The organism is Pelomonas sp. Root405 (assembly GCF_001425165.1).
Classification (GTDB): Bacteria; Pseudomonadota; Gammaproteobacteria; order Burkholderiales; family Burkholderiaceae_C; genus Pelomonas.
The window spans coordinates 620,537-639,073 of the sequence record NZ_LMDU01000014.1; the positions used below are offsets into that span (position 1 = coordinate 620,537).

Annotated in this window: 12 protein-coding genes; 6 read left to right on the top strand and 6 right to left on the bottom strand. The window is 69.3% G+C overall.

What is annotated here, in order from left to right; translation table 11 throughout:
* The first annotated feature begins 2 nt into the window (after nucleotides 1-2).
* The 4 genes from ASC81_RS20705 to ASC81_RS20720 all read left to right on the top strand — a co-directional run bounded on the left by ASC81_RS20705 (nucleotide 3) and on the right by ASC81_RS20720 (nucleotide 7,437).
* Nucleotides 3-1,391 carry an L-serine ammonia-lyase gene (locus tag ASC81_RS20705; RefSeq protein WP_056271320.1) on the top strand — a complete coding sequence of 463 codons (1,389 nt, stop codon included), beginning with the start codon at nucleotides 3-5 and terminating at the stop codon, nucleotides 1,389-1,391.
* 4 nt (nucleotides 1,392-1,395) lie between these two features.
* Entirely contained in the window at nucleotides 1,396-2,193 is a 798-nt protein-coding gene (locus tag ASC81_RS20710; protein ID WP_056271323.1) for an NRDE family protein, read from the top strand.
* A gap of 61 nt (nucleotides 2,194-2,254) precedes the next feature.
* The gene (locus tag ASC81_RS20715) at nucleotides 2,255-5,860 is read left to right on the top strand and encodes a PAS domain S-box protein (RefSeq protein WP_056271326.1); all 3,606 of its coding nucleotides are present in this window, start codon (nucleotides 2,255-2,257) and stop codon (nucleotides 5,858-5,860) included.
* Nucleotides 5,861-5,913: 53 nt separating this feature from the next.
* Nucleotides 5,914-7,437, top strand: coding sequence for a hypothetical protein (locus ASC81_RS20720; protein WP_156392336.1), 1,524 nt, complete (start codon nucleotides 5,914-5,916; stop codon nucleotides 7,435-7,437).
* 4 nt (nucleotides 7,438-7,441) lie between these two features.
* Here the strand turns inward: ASC81_RS20720 and ASC81_RS20725 are convergent, their stop codons facing one another.
* The 3 genes from ASC81_RS20725 to ASC81_RS20735 form a co-directional block, all read right to left on the bottom strand.
* The gene (locus ASC81_RS20725; RefSeq protein ID WP_056271330.1) at nucleotides 7,442-8,167 is read right to left on the bottom strand and encodes a DUF72 domain-containing protein; all 726 of its coding nucleotides are present in this window, start codon (nucleotides 8,165-8,167) and stop codon (nucleotides 7,442-7,444) included.
* Between the two features lie 161 nt (nucleotides 8,168-8,328).
* A complete protein-coding gene (locus ASC81_RS20730) occupies nucleotides 8,329-8,835 on the bottom strand; it encodes a PEP-CTERM sorting domain-containing protein (protein WP_056271333.1) in 507 nt (168 codons plus the stop codon).
* A 137-nt stretch (nucleotides 8,836-8,972) separates the two neighbouring features.
* Nucleotides 8,973-10,046 carry an ABC transporter ATP-binding protein gene (locus tag ASC81_RS20735; protein WP_056271336.1) on the bottom strand — a complete coding sequence of 358 codons (1,074 nt, stop codon included), beginning with the start codon at nucleotides 10,044-10,046 and terminating at the stop codon, nucleotides 8,973-8,975.
* A 31-nt stretch (nucleotides 10,047-10,077) separates the two neighbouring features.
* On the opposite strand from ASC81_RS20735, the gene ASC81_RS20740 reads away from it, so the two are divergent.
* A complete protein-coding gene (locus ASC81_RS20740; RefSeq protein ID WP_056271339.1) occupies nucleotides 10,078-11,754 on the top strand; it encodes an iron ABC transporter permease in 1,677 nt (558 codons plus the stop codon).
* 1 nt (nucleotide 11,755) lies between these two features.
* On the opposite strand, the gene ASC81_RS20745 is transcribed toward ASC81_RS20740, so the two are convergent.
* Both ASC81_RS20745 and ASC81_RS20750 read right to left on the bottom strand, forming a co-directional pair.
* Entirely contained in the window at nucleotides 11,756-12,781 is a 1,026-nt protein-coding gene (locus tag ASC81_RS20745) for an extracellular solute-binding protein (protein ID WP_200946927.1), read from the bottom strand.
* An 85-nt stretch (nucleotides 12,782-12,866) separates the two neighbouring features.
* On the bottom strand, nucleotides 12,867-14,195 hold the full coding sequence (locus ASC81_RS20750) for an MFS transporter (RefSeq protein ID WP_056271342.1): 1,329 nt from the start codon (nucleotides 14,193-14,195) through the stop codon (nucleotides 12,867-12,869).
* A gap of 72 nt (nucleotides 14,196-14,267) precedes the next feature.
* On the opposite strand from ASC81_RS20750, the gene ASC81_RS20755 reads away from it, so the two are divergent.
* Nucleotides 14,268-15,155 (top strand): LysR family transcriptional regulator, encoded by an 888-nt coding sequence (locus tag ASC81_RS20755; protein ID WP_056271346.1) that lies wholly within the window; start codon nucleotides 14,268-14,270, stop codon nucleotides 15,153-15,155.
* Between the two features lie 142 nt (nucleotides 15,156-15,297).
* On the opposite strand, the gene ASC81_RS20760 is transcribed toward ASC81_RS20755, so the two are convergent.
* Complete coding sequence (locus tag ASC81_RS20760) at nucleotides 15,298-18,537, bottom strand: efflux RND transporter permease subunit (protein ID WP_056271348.1); 3,240 nt, start codon at nucleotides 18,535-18,537, stop codon at nucleotides 15,298-15,300.

The following is an 18,537-nucleotide window of genomic DNA, read 5'->3' on the forward strand; positions in this document are numbered from 1 at the left end:
CCATGGCGGTGTCGGTCTTCGACCTCTTCAAGATCGGCATCGGCCCGAGCTCCTCGCACACCGTCGGGCCGATGCGCGCTGCGCGCCTGTTCGGGCTGCGGCTGCAGCACGACGGCCTGCTGCCCAACGTGGCGCGCGTGCAGGTCATCCTGTACGGCTCGCTCGGCGCCACCGGCAAGGGCCACGGCAGCGACAAGGCGGTGCTGCTCGGCCTGGCCGGGCATGAGCCCGACACGGTGGACATCGAAGCCATCCCTCTGCTGCTGGCCGACATCCGCGCCGGCCATCTGCAACTCCTTGGCCAGCACGCCGTCGCCTTTGACGAGGCCAAGGACCTGATCTTCAAGCGCCGCGAGACGCTTCCCTTCCACGCCAACGGCATGCGCTGCATCGCCTTCGACGCGGAAGGTGGCGAGATCGCCAACCGCGTCTACTACTCGGTCGGCGGCGGCTTTGTCGTCAGCGATGAAGTAGCGGCCGACGGCAGCAAGCAGAAGGTCATCGCACCCGACGTGACCGTGCTGCCCTACCCCTTCAAGAGCGGGGACGAGCTGCTGGTGCAGACGCAGCGCCACGGCATCTCCATCGCCGAGCTGATGCGCCGCAACGAATGCCACTGGCGCAGCGAGGCCGAGATCGACGCCGGCCTGCTGAAGATCTGGGACGTCATGCAGGCCTGCGTCGTGCGCGGCTGCAAGACCGAGGGCATCCTGCCCGGCGGCTTCAAGGTCAAGCGCCGCGCGGCGCAGCTGCATCGCGACCTGACCGCCAACCCCGAGGCCGCGCTGCGCGACCCGCTGCAGGTGATGGACTGGGTCAACCTCTATGCGCTGGCCGTCAACGAGGAGAACGCTGCCGGCGGCCGCGTCGTCACGGCGCCCACCAACGGCGCGGCCGGCATCATCCCCGCGGTGCTGCATTACTACACGCGCTTCGTCCACCATGCGAGCGAGCGCGGCGTCATCGACTTCCTGCTCACCGCTGCGGCCATCGGCATCCTCTACAAGGAGAACGCCTCCATCAGCGGCGCCGAGGTCGGCTGCCAGGGCGAGGTGGGCGTGGCCTGCTCGATGGCCGCCGGCGCGCTCTGCGCCGTCATGGGCGGCACGCCCGAGCAGGTGGAGAACGCCGCCGAGATCGGCATGGAGCACCACCTGGGCCTGACCTGCGACCCGGTCGGCGGCCTGGTGCAGATCCCCTGCATCGAGCGCAACGCCATCGCGTCGGTCAAGGCCATCAACGCCGCGCGCATGGCGCTGCGCGGCGACGGCACACATTTCGTCAGCCTCGACAAGGTGATCAAGACCATGCGCGACACCGGTGCAGACATGATGACCAAGTACAAGGAAACTGCGCGCGGCGGGCTCGCTGTCAACATCGTCGAGTGCTGAAGGCATGTGCCTCGCCGCGTTCGCGCTGAACGCCCACCCGCGCTTCCCCCTCGTCATCGCGGCCAACCGCGACGAGTTCTTCGCCCGCGATGCAGCGCCCATGGCGTGGTGGGCGGATCACCCAGACATCCTTGCAGGCCGCGATCTCAGCGCCGGCGGCACCTGGTTCGGCCTGAGCCGCGCCGGCCGGCTGGCCCTGCTGACCAATGTGCGGGAGCCCGGTCGACACAACCCCGATGCGCCGTCACGCGGCGCCCTCGTGGTGGACTGGCTGGGCGCCAGTGATGAAGCGCCGGCCTTCGCCAGCCGGTTGACCGGCGGCTACAACGGCTTCAACCTGATCACGGCCGATGTCGCACGTGGCGCTTGGCACTGGCTCAGCAATCGGGCCGCGGCGCCCGTCGCGCTGGTACAGGGCATTCACGCGCTGTCCAACGCCGCGCTGGACACGCCCTGGCCCAAGGCCGTTGGCCTGAAGGCAGCGATGGCCGAGGCGCTGGCCGCGGCAACGGGCACGCAAGACCTGGCCGAGCGCCTGCTGCAGGCGCTCGCCGACGACAGCCCCGCGCGCGATGACGAACTGCCGGACACCGGCGTCGGCCTGGCGCGCGAGCGCCTGTTGTCGCCGCGCTTCATCCGCATCCCCGACCCCGCTCAGCCGGCTGCGGCGGTCTACGGCACGCGTTGCTCCACCGTGCTGGTGAGCGAGGCCAGCGGCGCGACCGTCGTCACCGAGCGCAGCGTGAGCGCTGACGGCCGCTGGCTCGCGCCTGTCACTCATATCCTGGGCAACTGGCCCTGACGGCGCGGCTTCGCGCGGCTAAGCTGCTGGCCGGACACATCCCCACCAGCGCGCTGCCCTGATGACGCCCCTGCTTCGTTTGACCACCGCCCGTTGGGCGGCGCTGGCCTGCATGCTGATCGCCGGCCTGGTGGCCCTGCGCTGGGCCTTCAGGATCGACCTCGGCGACTGGCTACCCGGCCTGAACGAGGCGGGCATCGTCGCGGCGACGCTGCTGCTGGCTGGCAGCGCGGCGGTCTGGTTCATGGCCGGCTGGCCCCAGGGCCAGCCGCCGAGCGCCAAGGCGGGCCATGTCGTGCGCGGCCTGGCCTTGCTGCTGGCGGTGATGCCGGTGCTGATGCTGATCGAAGCCGCCAGCGGCATGTCGTTGGGCATCGACTTCGGCCGCGGCGCGCTGCCTTCGGCGCAGAACCCGCACCCGGGCCGCATCTCGCCCAATGCCTGCTTCGGCTTCCTCCTGCTGTTTGCCAGCATGGCGTTGCTGGCCGGCCGGGCGGACCGCCTCGCGCGTCGCCTCAGCACCGCCTGCATCGCGGGTGCCGCCCTCATTGCGGCGCTCGGCGTGCTGGGCTATCTGCTGAACCTGGAACAGCTCTACCACTGGGGTTCGTTCAACCGCCTGACGCTGCCGACCGCCCTCGGCCTGGCCCTGCTGGCGACGGCGCTGTGGGAGCTGCGCCTGCGCTGGACGGGCGTGCAGCAGCGCCTGGATCTGCATGAGCGGCGCATCACCCACCGGTCGCTGGCCGTGCTGGCCCTGGTGGCCGTTGCCGCCGGCGCGGGCGGCTTCGCCGCACTGGCGCCCGAGTTCGAGCGCATGCGCAAGCAGGACGTGTACGCCTCCGCGGTCGTCACCGGCGAGGCGCTGACCAGCGCGGTGGACCAGGGGGTCTGGCTGGCCGAGACGATTGCCACCCGGCCGGTCGTCGTCGAACAGCTGGTCCAGCTGGCCGACAACCCCGCCGACGCGGCCCGGCGCGAGCGCCTGCGCGCCATCACGGGCAGCTTGCTGACGGCCGGGGTGACCGCGGCCCGCTTTGTCGGCACCGCAGGCACGACGCTGGCCGAGGCCGGCAAATTCGCGGCGCAGGCCGATACGCCGTCGCTGGCGCTGGCGCGCGACTACGCGCCGACCAGCCGCCTGCTCTGGTCCAGCGGCTTCATCCTCGCCACCGACCGGCCGGTCACCGACCGCGGCGAGGTCGTCGGCCGCTTCCAGAGCGAGCAACGCCTGGCGTTGATGGACCGCCTCGTGCTGCGCGTGCACGACAGTGACGCCTCCGCCGATGTATTGATCTGCAACCGCGTCGATGCCGTGGCCTCCTGCGTGCCGTCCAAGCTCTACCCGACGGCCTTCACGATCCCGATGTTCGACGCCAGCGGCCGGGTCAACCTGCCGATCAACCGAGCGCTGCTGGGCGAATCCGGCGTCCTGCTGACACCCGACCTGCGCGGCAAACCGGTCGTCGCGGCCTATGTGCCGCTGGCGCGCACCGGCCTGGCGATGGTCGTCAAGGCAGACATCGAAGCGGTCTTCGCCACCATCCGCGAGCGCCTGGGCTGGCTGGTACTGCTGATGTGCGGGCTGACACTGGTGGGCACCTGGGTGCTGAGGCTGCACGTGCGTCCGCTGGTCAAACAGCTGGCCAACGAGCAGGCACGCTGCCGGGCCATCCTTGACCACTCTGGCGACGCCTTCATCGCCATCGACGTTGAAGGCTGCGTCACCGACTGGAACCTGCAGGCGCAGGCGCTGTTCGGCTACAGCGCCACCGAGGCAACGGGCCAGCGCCTGGCGGAGCTCATCATTCCGGCCGAATCGCGTGCCGCACACCAGGCCGGCATGGCGCGCTTCCGCCACACCGGCCAGGGGCGCGTCGTCAACCAGCGGGTCGAAGTCGCCGCACAGCACCGCGACGGCCGGCGCATCGATGTCGAGCTGTCCGTGGCCGCCTCGCCCACCCACTCGGGCGACGGCTACACGGCGCATGCCTTCGTGCGCGACATCGGCCAGCGCAAGGCCGCTGCCAGCCAGCTCGCCGCCAGCGAGCAGCGCATGCGCGACATCACCAACGCCATTCCCGCGCTGGTGGGCGTCTTCGATGCCGAGCAGCGCTGCATCTACGCCAACGACCTGGCGCTCAAGGTGCATGGCCTGCGGCCCGAGAGCGCCATCGGCATGACGATGAAGGAAGGCCTGGGCGAGCAAAGCTACGCACTGCACGAGGCTTATGTACAGGCCGTGCTGCAAGGACACCCCCAGTCCTTCGAGGGCACCCTGCCCTGGCGCGGCGGCACGGGCCATTTCCAGGTCCACCTCGTGCCCATGCGTGACGCGCTGACCCAGGCGGTCAACGGCTTCTATCTGATGACTTTCGACATCACCGAGCTGCGTAGCGCCCAACTGCAGCAGGAGCGCAGCGAGCGGCGCCTGCGCGCCATCACCGACAACCTGCCGGCGCTGATCTCCCACCTCGACGCCGAAGGCCGCTACCTGTTCGCCAACCGCCAGTTCGAGACCATGCTCGGCCTGCCGCCTGAACAGCTGCTGGGCAAACACATCGGCGAGGTGCGCGACAAGGCCTACGTGGAGCAAGTCATGCCCTGGCTGCGCAGGGCCATGGCCGGCGAGACCGTCGTCTTCGAGCCCGAGACCGGTCCGCGCGGTGGCGACGCGCGCAAGTACCAGCAGACCTATGTGCCGGAGTTCGATGCCGGCGGCCACGTCACCGGCGTGTTCGCCGTCACCTTCGACATCACTGAACGCAAGCTGACCGAGCAGCGTGTCAGCGACGCCCAGGCCCACCTGAAAGCCATCGCAGACAACCTGCCGGTGCTCATCTCCTACATTGATCGCCACCACCGCCTCACCTTCGTCAACAAGACCTTCAAGGAATGGATGGGCGTCGACCCTGAGCAGGCGATCGGCACCCACCTGAAAGCCCTGATTGGCCCCGACCTGTACGCACAGCGCCTGCCGGCGATTGAGGAAGCACTGGGCGGCCAGCGCGTCGAGTTCGACGTCGCGTCGCAGGCCCTGGGCGTCACACGCCAGCTGCACACCATCTACATCCCCGACCGCCACATCGACGGCAGCGTGAGCGGGATCTACGCGCTGTCCAGCGACGTCACCTTGACCAAGGAAGCCGAGCGCCGGCTGCAGGACCTGGCCCGCAACGACCCGCTGACCGGCCTGCCCAACCGTCGAGAGTTCGAACACCGGCTGGTGCTGGCGCTGGCCCGCGCCCGCCGCAGCCACAAGGCCATGGCTTTGATCTTCATGGACGTCGACCACTTCAAGGGCATCAACGATGGCCACGGCCATGCCGCCGGCGACGTCGTGCTGAAGGAATTCGCCAACCGCGTCCGCAACGCCGTGCGCGCCACCGACACCGCGGCCCGCCTGGCCGGCGACGAATTCATCGTCATCCTCGAAGGTCTGCACGATGCCGCCGAGGCCTCGCAGGTGGCGTCCAAGCTCGTTGACGCGATCCGTGCGCCAATGCTGCTGCCCAGCGGCCAGGAAATCAGCGTGACGACCAGCCTGGGCATGGCCTGCTGGGGCGGCACGGGCGATGGCGCCGACGACATCCTTGACCGCGCCGACCGCGCGCTCTATCGCGCCAAGGCGGCAGGCCGTGACACCTTTGCGCAAACGGTCTTCTGAACGACAGAGCCGGTAACAAGCCCGCTGCCGCGCCGCGCCACAATCCGCCGGCCGTGACTGCTGCCGTTCTCCGTCGCCCACCGCCCTACCTCCGCCAGTTGCAGCCGCGCCAGTTGGAGCGCTGCCTGCTGCTGGCGGTGCTGCTGCACATCTGGCTGGTGCTGGTGTTCGGGAATGCCACCGGCACGGCCGCGCCCGGCGAAGGCGTCTGGGGCAGCCTGACCGTCAAGCTGCTGGGCCGAAGCGGCGGTGAAGCCGGCGCACCGCCGGGCGAGCCCAGCACGGAATGGCGCGACAACGGCGCACCGGGCAGCGGCGCGGCGCCGCGTCAGGGCGGCCAGGTCCGCCCCGCCGCGCCGGAGGCGGCCGAGACCGGAGCGGCCGAACTCGGCCGCTGGAACCCGCGCGAGGTGCCGCCCGAGGCCGCCCGGACCGAAGAGGTCTCGCCCGCGCCGCCGAGCACGGCAACCCTGAGCCTGCCCGAGGGCTTCAAACCCATCGAGCGAGAGAGCGTCGACACGCCGCAGCCGCGCAGCGCCGCGCAGCCGGCGGCCGCTGCCGAGCTGCCCGCCGCCGTCGGCCGCCTGGAAGCCCGCCCCGACGCCGCCGTCGCGCCGCTGCCGTCGGCTGCCGAGCTGCGACCCCAAAGCCGCCCGGCCGAGCTGCCCACGCTGCCTGCCCAGCTGCCGGCCGCCGTCAGTCGCCTGGATGCCGCGCCCACCGCGGCCCGTGCCGCCACGCTGCCGAGCCCGGCCGACCTGCGCACGCCCGCAGTGACGGCCGCCGCGGCAGCACCCAGCGCCGATCTGCCGGCGCCGGTGCGCCGCCTCGAAGCCCCCGCCGAAACCGGCGTCGCCACCGCCTTGCCGAACGCAGCCGAGCTGCGCGCTGCCCCGGGCACCGCCGCCGCGCAGTCCGCGCCCAGCACTGCCCTGCCCGCCGCGGTGCAGCGGCTGGAGGCCGCGACCGGGCAAGGCGCCGCCGTCACGCCGCTGAGCCGGTCGAGCGAGCTGCGCACCGCCACGCCTTCCACTGCCGCGGCCACGCTGCAGGCTGGCCAGGACCTGCCCGCGCCCGTGCGCCGGCTGGAATCGGCAGACAGCGCCGGCGGCGTCGCGCCGCTGCAGGCCGCGCCCAACGCGCGCGCAGCGGCAGCCACGGCGGGCGGGCAATCCTTGCCCGAGTTGTCAGGCGCCTTGCCGGGCGAGGTGGTCGCGCCAAGCGGCCCGGCCAGGGGCGACCCGAACGCCAACCCGTACGCGGCGCCCAAGGCCTCGGCCGGCTCGCCCGATGCGGGCTCGCGCCTGGGTGTCGACCTGGCCGTGCCGCCCTCGGCAGCCGCCAGCGCGCCGAGGGCGCCGCTCAACTTGTCCTTGCCACGCGGCGACATCGCGGCCCGCCGCGGCCCGGGCCTCGTCGACATGCTGCCCCAGCCCCCCGAGCGCAAGTCCAAGCTTGAGCAGTCCATCGAGGACGCCGCCAACAAGGACTGCCGCAATGCCTACGCAGGCGCCGGCATCCTGGCCGTCGTGCCATTGGCCCTGGACACGGCGCGTGGCAAGGGTTGCAAGTGGTAAGCCTTCAAACGAGTTCCTGAAGCTGCAACGCGTTCTGCAGCGCCGCACCGGACGCGGTGTTGTCGAAGATGCACCAGCAGTCGGCGTCGCTCGTCAGTTCGCGCGCCCGCGCCTGCAGCCACTCGGCCTCATAGGACGACCAGTAGACCCGCGGCGAGCCATGCCAGCGGTAGTAGCGCAGGCCCGCCCAGCCGCCGGGCGCGTCGGCTCCGGGCCATTTGGCAGGGTCGACGGCGGCACGCGCCACCTCGCTCTTGATCAGCAGTTTTTCGGCCTCGGGCGTGAACCAGCTGGCGTGGCGAGGCTCGCAGACGATGACGCCACCGAACACGGCATGCGCCCGCTTGAAGAAGCGCTTGGCCACCGACGCGTCGAGCTGCAGCGAGGGCGGCAGCTGGACCAGCAGCACCGCCCACTTCGGGCCGAGGCCGCCGGCCTCTTCGGCGAAGCGGGCCAGCAGCGCATCCGCGCCGTCGAGCCGGCACTCATGCGAAATCTGCTTGGGACATTTGACGGCGAACCGGAAGTCGGCCGGCGTGCTGGCGGCCCATTTCTCGTAGGTCTGCGGCCGGTGCGGGCGGTAGAAGGAGGTGTTGATTTCCGCGCAGCGCATCAGGTTGGCGTAGCGCTGCAGCTGCGAACCTTCGGCCGGGAAGGCGCTCGCCGTCTTGGCGGGAATGGACCAGCCAGCCGTGCCGATGACAGGGCCCGCAATCTTCTGAGAAGCCATGCGGCCAAGCCTAGGATTGCAGCGTCATGGCGTGCGTCGGACAAGGCGCCATGCCGCGCCCATGCATCCAACACGGCTTTCCACGCGCGGTCATGCGCAAATGAAACAGGGCCCACTGAGGGCCCTGATGAGACGAGAGGCGGCCACCGAGGCCGCGAGGTTCAACGGCGGCGGCGGATGCTGCCAAGACCGACAAGCGCCAGGCCCACGAGCGCCAGGCTGGCCGGCTCGGGCAGGCGGTTCGGGTCACGCACGGTGAAGTTGAGCGGGCCGCTGGAGAAACCGCAGCCGTAGTTCTGGATGTTGGAGTTCAGGCACTGATTGCTGGTACCGATGAAACTGCTACCGACAGCCATGGCTTCGAAATCGATGATGAAGAGCGAAGGGTTCAAGCTCCAATCGACGCCCTGGCCAAGCGTTCCGATCACGATGTTCGTCAGGTCAAGGAATGGAGAGCCATCAGACAGACCACCGCCGCCGGAACCGCCGGCGTCCACCTCACCGGCGATGTCGCCGTTCACGATCACTTCAACCTGGAACGTCTGGCCGACGACCAGATTGTTCAGGTCGACGCCGCCGACGGCTTGGATGCTGAGGACAGGCGCAGCCTGAGCGGCCACAACAGCTGCGGCGAATGCGAGACCAGCAAGGACGGTACGGAAGTTCATCTTGTTCTCCAGGGCGATCTGCCTGTTACAAGCAAGCTTCAGGCCACCGGGCCTTCCCTCTATGAAACACACACGCTGCCGCGTCGGCAGGTGTAAAGGACATCGACATCAATCCGAGGGCGCACCGAGTGCGTCGGCTACCGGTAGACGACGACGTGATCGAGTTCCAGCCGGATGCCGATGCGCTCGCCGACGGCATGGTTGTGATGCGAGGGCACAACCGACAGCACCGTCGCCCCGCTCGGCAGCCGCAGCGTGTACAGGAACTCCGCGCCGCGAAAGGCCTTGGCGACGACTTCGGCCGTGATAGGGCTGGCGTCGTCATGCACGACGTCGTCCGGGCGCAGCAGCACGTCCACCGCGCAGCCGCTGCCGCAGACTTCGCCGCGTTCGGCGCAGCGGATCACTTGCGGGCTGCGCACCACGCCCAGCTCGACGCGCAGCTCGAAGTCGCTTTCCACCTTGCCCGACAGGAAGGCGCCCTGGCCGACGAAATCGGCGACGAAGCGGTTGGCCGGGCGGTGGTAGAGCTGGTAGGCGCTGTCCCATTGCTGGATGCGGCCCTCCGACATGACGCCGATCTCGTCGGCAATCGCGAAGGCCTCGTGCTGGTCGTGGGTCACCAGCAGCGCCGTCGTGCCGGAGGGCGCCAGCAAACCGCGCAGTTCGGCGCCCAGGCGCTCGCGCAGCTCGACGTCGAGATTGGCAAAAGGTTCATCCAGCAGCAACAACTGGGGTCGGGGCGCCAGCGCCCGCGCCAGCGCGACGCGCTGCTGCTGGCCGCCCGACAGCTCGTGCGGATAGCGCGCCGCCGCATGCGCTAGGCCCACGGTGTCGAGCATCTGCTGGATGCGCGCGGGCGCGTCCACCACGCCACGCAGGCCGAAGCCGACGTTCTGGGCCACCGTCAGGTGCGGGAACAGCGCATGGTCCTGGAACACCATGCCGATGCGCCGCCGCTCGGGAGGCAGTCGGTAGCCGGGTCGGCTGACGACCTCGCCGTCGAGCCGGATCTCGCCCGACTGCACGGCCTCGAAGCCAGCGATGGCGCGCAGCACGGTCGTCTTGCCGCAACCCGAGGGCCCGAGCAGGCAGCCGATGCGGCCCCGTGCCAGCTTCAGCGACAGCTGCTCGACGACCGTGCGCGCGCCATAGGCGATGTCGATGTTGTCGAGGGCGAGCCAGGGCGGCGTGTCGGGGGAGGCGGTCATGTCGGGTGGGGCGTCATGATAATTGCCCGCAATGCAATCGGCCCTCCACCTTCCCGTCGCCGCGCGCCCGCGCCGCCTGCCTTCACTGCGTGCGCTGGCACTGCTTGCCGCCGCGCTGATCGCCGCACCGCTGCTGTCGGTGGCCTTCAATGTCTTCACGCCCGGTACGGCGGGCACCTGGCAGCACCTGCTGGCGACGGTGCTGCCGGACTATGTTGTTGCCACCTTGTGGCTGTGCGTCGGGGTGGGCATCGGCGTGGCCGTGCTCGGTGTCGGCGCGGCGTGGCTGGTGACGCGCTATGAGTTCCCGTTGCGCGGGTCATTTGAATGGGCGCTGCTGCTGCCGCTGGCCATGCCGGCCTATGTGATGGCTTATGCCTACACCGACCTGCTGCAGTTCGTGGGCCCGGTGCAGAGCTGGCTGCGCGAGAGCTTCGGTTGGCGGCGTGGGGACTACTGGTTTCCCGATGTGCGCTCGCTGGGCGGCGCCATCGCAATGTTCTCGCTGGTGCTCTACCCCTATGTCTACATGCTGGCGCGAACCGCTTTCATGGAGCGCGCCGGCGGCATGATCGAAGTCGGCCGCACGCTGGGCCTGACGCCGTTTCAGGCTTTCCACCGCCTATCCTTGCCGCTGGCACGACCGGCGATTGCCGGCGGCGTCGCGCTGGCGTTGATGGAGACGCTGGCCGACTACGGCACCGTGTCCTATTTCGCCGTGCAGACCTTCACGACGGGCATCTACCGCGCCTGGTTCTCTCTCGGCGACCGCACCGCGGCGGCGCAGCTGGCGATGGTGCTGCTGCTGTTCGTCGTCATGGTGCTGGCGCTGGAGAAACTGTCGCGCGGCGGCTCGCGATTTGCAGACAGCACCTTGCGCAGCCGGGGCGTCATGCGGGTGCCTCTGCAGGGACCGCGCGCGGCGCTTGCGCTGCTGGCCTGCGCGCTGCCGCTGGCCGGCGGCTTCCTGCTGCCGGCGGGCGTGATGCTGCACATGGCGCTGACGGAAGGCGATGCCCAGTGGGGCACGCGCTTCTTCACGCTGGCCGGCAACAGCGTATTGGTGGCCGGCGCCACTTCGCTGCTGGCCACGGCGCTGGCGCTGCTGATCGCCTATGCCGGGCGTGTCGACCAAAGCGCGCCGACGCGCTGGGCGCACCGCGTCGCCGGGTTGGGCTATGCGCTGCCGGGGTCCGTGATCGCGGTCGGCGTGCTGATCCCCGTGACACAGCTCGACCATGCGCTGGCGGCGCTGCTGCGCCAGGGCTTCGGCATCGACGCGGGCCTGCTGCTGACGGGCACGATTGCCGCCCTCGTGTACGCCTGCGTGGTGCGCTACCTCACCGCCGCGCTGCAGGCCATGGACGCCGGCCTGGCACGCATCACGCCGCGCATGGAGCAGGCGGCGCGCACGCTGGGCCACACGCCGGCGCAGACCCTGTGGCGCGTGCACCTGCCGCTGCTGCGCGGCAGCGCGCTGACGGCCGGGCTGCTGGTCTTCATCGACGTGATGAAGGAGCTGCCGGCCACGCTGGTCATGCGCCCCTTCAACTTCGACACGCTGGCCACGCAGGCCTACACGCTGGCGTCGGACGAACGCCTGGCCGAGGCCTCGACCTCGGCGCTGGCCATCGTCGTCGTCGGCCTGGTGCCCATGGTGGTGCTGTGCCGGCACATCGTGCGCGGCACTTCTAGTCACGGCACCTGACTTACTTCCAGCCGGCGCGGTCGAAGACCTTTTGCGCGGTGGTCGTCGTCTTGGCGAGGTCACCGATGGGCAGCGCGTCAGCCTTGAAGCTGCCCATCGCTTCCAGCGCCGGGTTCTTGGTGACCGCGGACTTCACCACCGGCCATTCGTTGTTGCCGTTGGCGAAATAGCCCTGGGCCTCGTCGCTGGCCAGGTATTCCAGGAACTTGACGGCCGCGTCCTTGTTCGGCGCATGCTTGAGCACGCCGGCGCCGGAGACGTTGATGTGCGTTCCCCAGGTCTTCTGGTTGGGCCAGACGATGCCCAGCGCCTTCACGACCTCTTGATCCTCCGGCTTGGTGGAGCGCATCAGGCGCGCCAGGTAGTAGCTGTTGGAGATGGTCACGCCGCACTCGCCGGCGGCCACGGCACGCAGCTGGTCGGTGTCGCCGCCCTTGGGCGCGCGGGCGAAGTTGGCCACCAGGCCCTTGGCCCAAGCCTCGGTCTTGGCCTCGCCGTTGTGGGCGATCAGCGCGGCGCCAAGCGACAGGTTGTAGGGGTGCGAGCCCGAGCGCACGCAGACCTGGCTCTTCAGGCGCGGGTCGGCCAGGTCTTCATAGGTCTGCACCCAGTCGCTCTTCACGGCGGTCTTGTTGTGCACGATGACGCGGGCGCGGGTCGAGAACGAGAACCAGGTCGGCGTGCGCAGGCCGGCGGGCACGCGGTCTTCCAGCACCTTGGACTTGACCGGCTGGAACAGGCCCAGGCTGTCGGCGATCTCCAGCCGCGCGGCATCGACGGTGATCAGCACATCGGCCGGGCTGGCCGTGCCCTCGTTGCGGATGCGCTCGACGAGCTCGTCTTCCTTGCCGTCCAGGCGGTTGATCTTGATGCCCGTCTGCTTGGTGAAGTTGGCGTACAGCGCCTCGTCCGTCTGGTAGTGGCGGGCCGAATAGATGTTCAGAACCGGCTCCTTGGCCGTCTGCGCGGTGGCGTTCAGGCCGGCCAGAGCCAGGGACAGACAGAGCAAGCGGCGGTGCAGGATCACAAGGAACCTCGTCAGAAGTTGGGTAAACAGCGATGCTAACAAGAATGATTCGTGTTTTCTTGCGCAACGCGCCTTTCTCGGCGCCTCACCGCTGGCGGGGAAGCATGCGGCTGAGGGCCAATCCCCACATCACCAGGACAGCCGCCACCACAAAGCTCCACCGCATGCCGCCCGCCGTGAAGACCGCAGCCATGCCCGACGCGCCGCTGATGAGGCCCAGATTGCGCGACAGCGTCAGCAAGCCACTGACCACGCCACGCTGGTCCGCCGCCACATCGGCCATGACGGCCGTGTTGTTGGCCGCCTGAAACAGCGCATACCCCGGCGTGACCAGGGCAAGCGGCCCGACATAGGCCACGGCGCCCAACGACGCGGGCAGCAGCACGATCAGCACGCACCCCAGTGCCATCGTGGCGAGGCCCCATTGCGCCATGCGTCGCGCGCCGAGGCGGTCCACCAGGCGACCGGCCGGCAGGCCGCTCAAAGCCGCCAGGCCCGGGCCGATGGACATCAGCGCACCGACCGATGCTGCCCCAAGGGCCAGCGTGTCGCTGAGGTGGAAGGGACCGATGACAAGGGTGGCCATCATGACCGCCGACACCAGCGCGTTCATCCCCAGTGCGGCACGCAGCGCCGGTGCGCGCAGCTGCGCCAGCGGCATCAGCGGTGAAGGCGCGCAGGCCTGCGTGCGCAGGTAGACGAACAGGCCGACGGCCGCCACGGCGAGCAGTCCGAGGTGCAGCGTCATCGCCAGTGCGTACGCCGCCAACGTCAGCGCAAGCCACAGTGTGCCGGGCAGATCGAAGCGCGCCGTGAGGCCGCCACGCGCCGGGTCCGCCGGCAGACAACGCCACGCCAGCCCGATGGCCAACAGGCCCAGCGGCAGGTTGACGGCAAACACCGCCTGCCAGCCAAAGGCGGCGATCAGCCCACCGCCCAGCGACGGCCCGAGCGCCGTGCCGACCGCCGACATCGTGCCCAGCAGTCCCATCGAGCTGCCGCCACGCGCCTTGGGCAATGCGGCACCCACCAGGGCCATCGTCAAGGCCATCATGGCCGCGGCACCGGCGCCCTGCAGCGCCCGGGCGGCGATCAACAGCGGCAGCGTGGGCGCCATCGCGGCCAACGCTGACGCCACGGAGAACAGCCCGATCCCCGCCAACAGCAAGCGGCGTCGACCCATCAGGTCACCCAGGCGGCCGGCACCAACGATGAGCGTCGTCGTGGACAGCAGGTAGGCCAGCACGACCCATTGCACCTGAGCCAACCCTGCGTCGAAGCCGGCTGCAAGCGTCGGCAAGGCGACGTTGGCGCTGCTGATGGCCAGGGAGGGCAGCAACGTGGTCAATGCCAGGCTGGCAAGCACGCCGACGGCCGGCGCTGCGGCGGGTGGACTCAGGGGCAATGTGTTCATGCCCGGACGTTAGAAGTTTGCGGGCCGTGGCGGAAGACGCATCATCTGCACTTCATCAATGCACCAGACGCCATGTCAGACCCTGACCTCAACCTGCTGCTGACGTTGGACGCCCTGCTCGCCGAGGGCAGCGTCACCGGCGCTGCACGCCGGCTAAGCCTCAGTCCGTCGGCCATGAGCCGGTCGCTGGCGCGGCTGCGCGAGGCAACGGGCGACCCGCTGCTGGTGCGCGCCGCCCGCGGGCTGGTCGCGTCACCGCGCGCGCTGGAACTGCGTGAGCGCATCGGGCCGCTGGTGCAGGAAGCGCAAGCCGCACTGCGGCCGGCGGCGGCGCTGAACGTCGCCAAGGTGGAGCGGGAGTTCACGCTGCGCACGCGTGAAGGTTTCGTCGAGAACTTCGGCGCCGCGCTGCTGGCCCGAGTCGCCGCCGAGGCGCCCGGCGTGCGGCTGCGTTTCTTGCCCAAACAGGACCGGGACAGCACACCGCTGCGAGATGGTCGAGTGGATTTGGAGACTGGTGTCGTCGGTTCAACGACCGGGCCGGAGCTGCGGACCCAGGCGCTGTTCCGCGACCGCTTCGTGGCGGTCGTCCGCCAGGGCCATGGACTGGCGAGCGGCAAGCTGACGGTCAAGCGCTACGCGGCGGGCCGGCATGTCGCCATTTCCCGGCGCGGCACGGCGGCGGGGCCGGTCGACAAGGCGTTGTCCGCCCTGAACCTCGCCCGCGACATCGTCGTCACGGTGACAGGCTTCTCAGAAGCCTTGGCGCTGGCGCGCGGCACAGACCTGATTGCCACGGTGCCAGAGCGGCACACCGGGCATCTGCGCGATGGCTTGCTGACTGTCGATCTACCGCTGGCGCTGGAGCCGTTCACCGTCTCGCTGCTATGGCATCCGAGGATGGATGGTGATGCGGCGCACCGATGGTTGCGGGGCTGCGTGCGAGAGGTTTGCGAATGAGGTGATAGTCGAGTGGTGGGATCAATCAGCCCGGCACGAGGCGAACTGCACCTTGGATGCTCGTCACAAAACGTCGACCAACAAAAAGGGCCGACCACCGAAGCAGCCGGCCCAAGCGCTGAAGCGCTCGAGGGAGAACTGATTACTCTTTGTCTGCGGGCATCGCCCCGGGCATGCCATGCAGGGGCAGCGCGCCACCGCCCTGCTCCGCTGCCTTCTTGGCGGGCTTCTTCTCCCGCACCAGATAGCTGTACAGCACCGGCACCACCACCAGCGTCAGCAGCGTCGACGTGATGACGCCGCCGATGATGGCCCGGCCCATGGGCGCCTGGATCTCGCCGCCGTCGTTCAGCGCAATCGCCATGGGCAGCATGCCGAACACCATGGCGGCCGTCGTCATGATGATGGGGCGCATGCGGATCAGGCCGGCCTCGCGCAATGCCTCGGCCACCGTCGCGCCGGCCTTGCGGGCGTGGTTGGCGAAGTCGACGAGAAGAATCGCGTTCTTGGTCACCAGGCCCATCAGCATGACCAGGCCGATCATCGAGAACACGTTCAGCGTCGAGCGCCACAGCAGCAGGGCCAGCATCACACCGATCAACGCGAGCGGCAGGCTCGCCATGATGGCGATGGGCTGAAGGAAGCTGCCGAACTGGCTGGCCAGCACGATGTAGATGAAGATGGCTGCCAGTGCCATGGCCGCCAGCAGGCCGTTGAAGGCCTCGGCCTGCTGCTTGCCGGCGCCGTCCACCTTGAAGCTGGTACCCGGCGGCAGCTGCGTGTTCTTGATCAGCTTCTGCACGTCGGCGTTCACGTCGCCACCCGGGCGTCCCTGCACGCCGGCGAACACGGCCTCGCGGCGCTGCAGGTTCTCGCGGCGAATGACCTCGGGGTTGAACACCGGCTCGATGGTGGCCACCTGGTCCAGCGTGATGGGCGCGCCCGTGGCCGAGAAGGCGACCGGCAGCTTGGCCATCTGCTCGATGCGCTCGCGCTGTTCACGCGGCAGGCGCAGCAGCACCTCGACCTGGTTGCCGTCCGGCGTCGTCCAATAGGTGGCGATCTCGCCGTTGACGTAGGCGCGCAGGCTGGAGGCGATCTGCGGCGCGGTCAGACCCAGCTCGCGGATGGCCGAGTCCTTCAGGCGCACGGCGAAGGCCGGCAGGCCGGGTTTGACGGTCGTGTCCACATCCACGGCGCCGGGGATCTTCTTGATCTGCTCGACCAGGTCCTTGGCCGCCTGCGTCAGCACCTCGGGATCGTTGCCCAGCAGCGTGATCCAGATCGGACGGTCGAAGCCCACGCTGACCTCGATGCCGGGAATCTTGGCGATGTCGGCGCGGATCGAATCCTCCACTTCCTTCTGCGTGCGCTTGCGCTCGCTGCGGTCGGTCAGCGTGATGTTCAGCGACGCCTGGTTGCGGCCCGTGGCCATGCCCTCGCCGGTGCTGCCCACCACGGTGGAGACGGTCTTGATCTCGGGATAGGCCTTCAAGATCTCCTCGATCTGCGCGACCTTGGCGCTGCCGCGCTCGATGCTGCTGGCCACCGGCATGCGCAGGTTGACCTGGGTGAAGCCGTTATCGGTCTGTGGCACGAACTCGCTGCCCACCATCGGCGCCAGTGCCAGTGCGGCGACGAAGCTGGCAAAGGCGCCCCACATGACCAGGCCTCGCGGCGTCAGCGTCGCAAAGCGCAGCCGGCGCTTGGCGCCCTTGTCGCGCTGGCCATCGGCGCTGAACGGGCGGCCGTAGGCGGGAATGGGCGGTACGAAGACGCGGTAGCGGCGGCCGGAGAAGGCCCAGTCGATGGTCCTGGCGTAGAGGTCGTGCAGGCGGTCCATGCCCCAGTCGGTCGCGCGGATGAGATGGCCGATGACCGGCCAGTGCTTGATGCGCGTGCTCGGCGGGTCGTGCCAGACGGAGGACAGCATCGGGTCGAGCGTGAAGCTGACGAACAGGCTGACCAGCACCGCAACGGCGACCGTGATGCCGAAGGGATAGAAGAACTTGCCGATGATGCCGCCCATGAAAGCGACCGGCACGAAGACGGCGCAGATGGCGAAGGTCGTCGCCATGACGGCCAGGCCGATCTCGTTGGTGCCGTCGAACGACGCGGTGCGGTGGTCCTTGCCCATGCCGACGTGGCGCACGATGTTCTCGCGCACGACGATGGCGTCGTCGATCAGCAGGCCGATGCACAGACTCAGCGCCATCATCGTCATGAAGTTCAGCGTGAAGCCGAAGGCATGCACGGCGATGAAGCTGGAGATGACGGCGATGGGCAGTGTCAGGCCCGTGATGATGGTGGAGCGCCAGCTGTGCAGGAACAGGAAGACGATGGCCACCGTCAGCAGCGCGCCTTCGATCAGCGTGTGCTGCAGGCCGGTCAGCGAGCCCTTCACGAAGTCGCTGGCGGCGTAGATCAGGCGCAGTTCCACGTCTTTGGGCAGCGTCTTTCGCAGCTCGTCCATGGCCTCTTTGACGGCGTCGCCGGTCTTGACGATGTTGGCGTCCTGCTGCTTGAAGATGTTGAAGCTGACGGCGGGCTGGCCGTTGATGCGGGCAATGCTGTCTTGCTCGCGTTCACGCTCGACCAGCGTGCCGAGGTCGTTCAGCGTCAGCGCCAGGTTGCCGCGCCGGGCGACCACCGTCTGGCCGAAGGCCTTGGGGTCCTTCACACGGCCTTCCACGCGCAGGATGGCGTCGGAGGTCTGGTCGGACAGCAGGCCCACGGGCTGGTCCGTATTGGCCTCGGCCAGCGCCTTGGCGATCTCGGCCGGCGTCACACCGTAGGCGCGCAGCCGCATCGGGTCCAGGTCGATGCGCACCTCGCGGGTGGTCATGCCGCCCACGTCCACCTTGGCCACGCCTTCCACGCGGCCCAGCCGCTTGGAGACGATGAGGTCGGCCATCATGGACAGCTCGCGCGAGCCCCGCGTCGGGCTCAGCAGCGCCATCACGACGACGGGCTGCGAGTTGTCGTTCTCGAAGCGCTGCACCGTCGGCGGCTTGGCATCACGCGGGAACCGCGCCTGCGCTGCGGCAACGCGGTCGCGCAGGTCCTGCATCGCGCGGCCCATGTCGGCGTTCAGCGAGAACTCGACGCTGGCCTGCACACGGCCCTCGAAGCTGCGCGACTGGATGCGCTCGACGCCGGCAATGGTGTTCAGCGCCTCTTCCAGCGGCTTGGCGATCTCGCGCTCGACGGCCTCGGGCGAGGCGCCGGGGTAGCGCACGTCCACCTGCGCGCCGGGGAAGGAGATGTCGGGCATCTGCTCGACACCCAGCTTGGAATAGGAAAACAGGCCCAGCACGCACAGGGCCACCATCACCATGGTCGCGAAGACCGGGTTCTGGATGGAAACGCGGGTCATCCACAT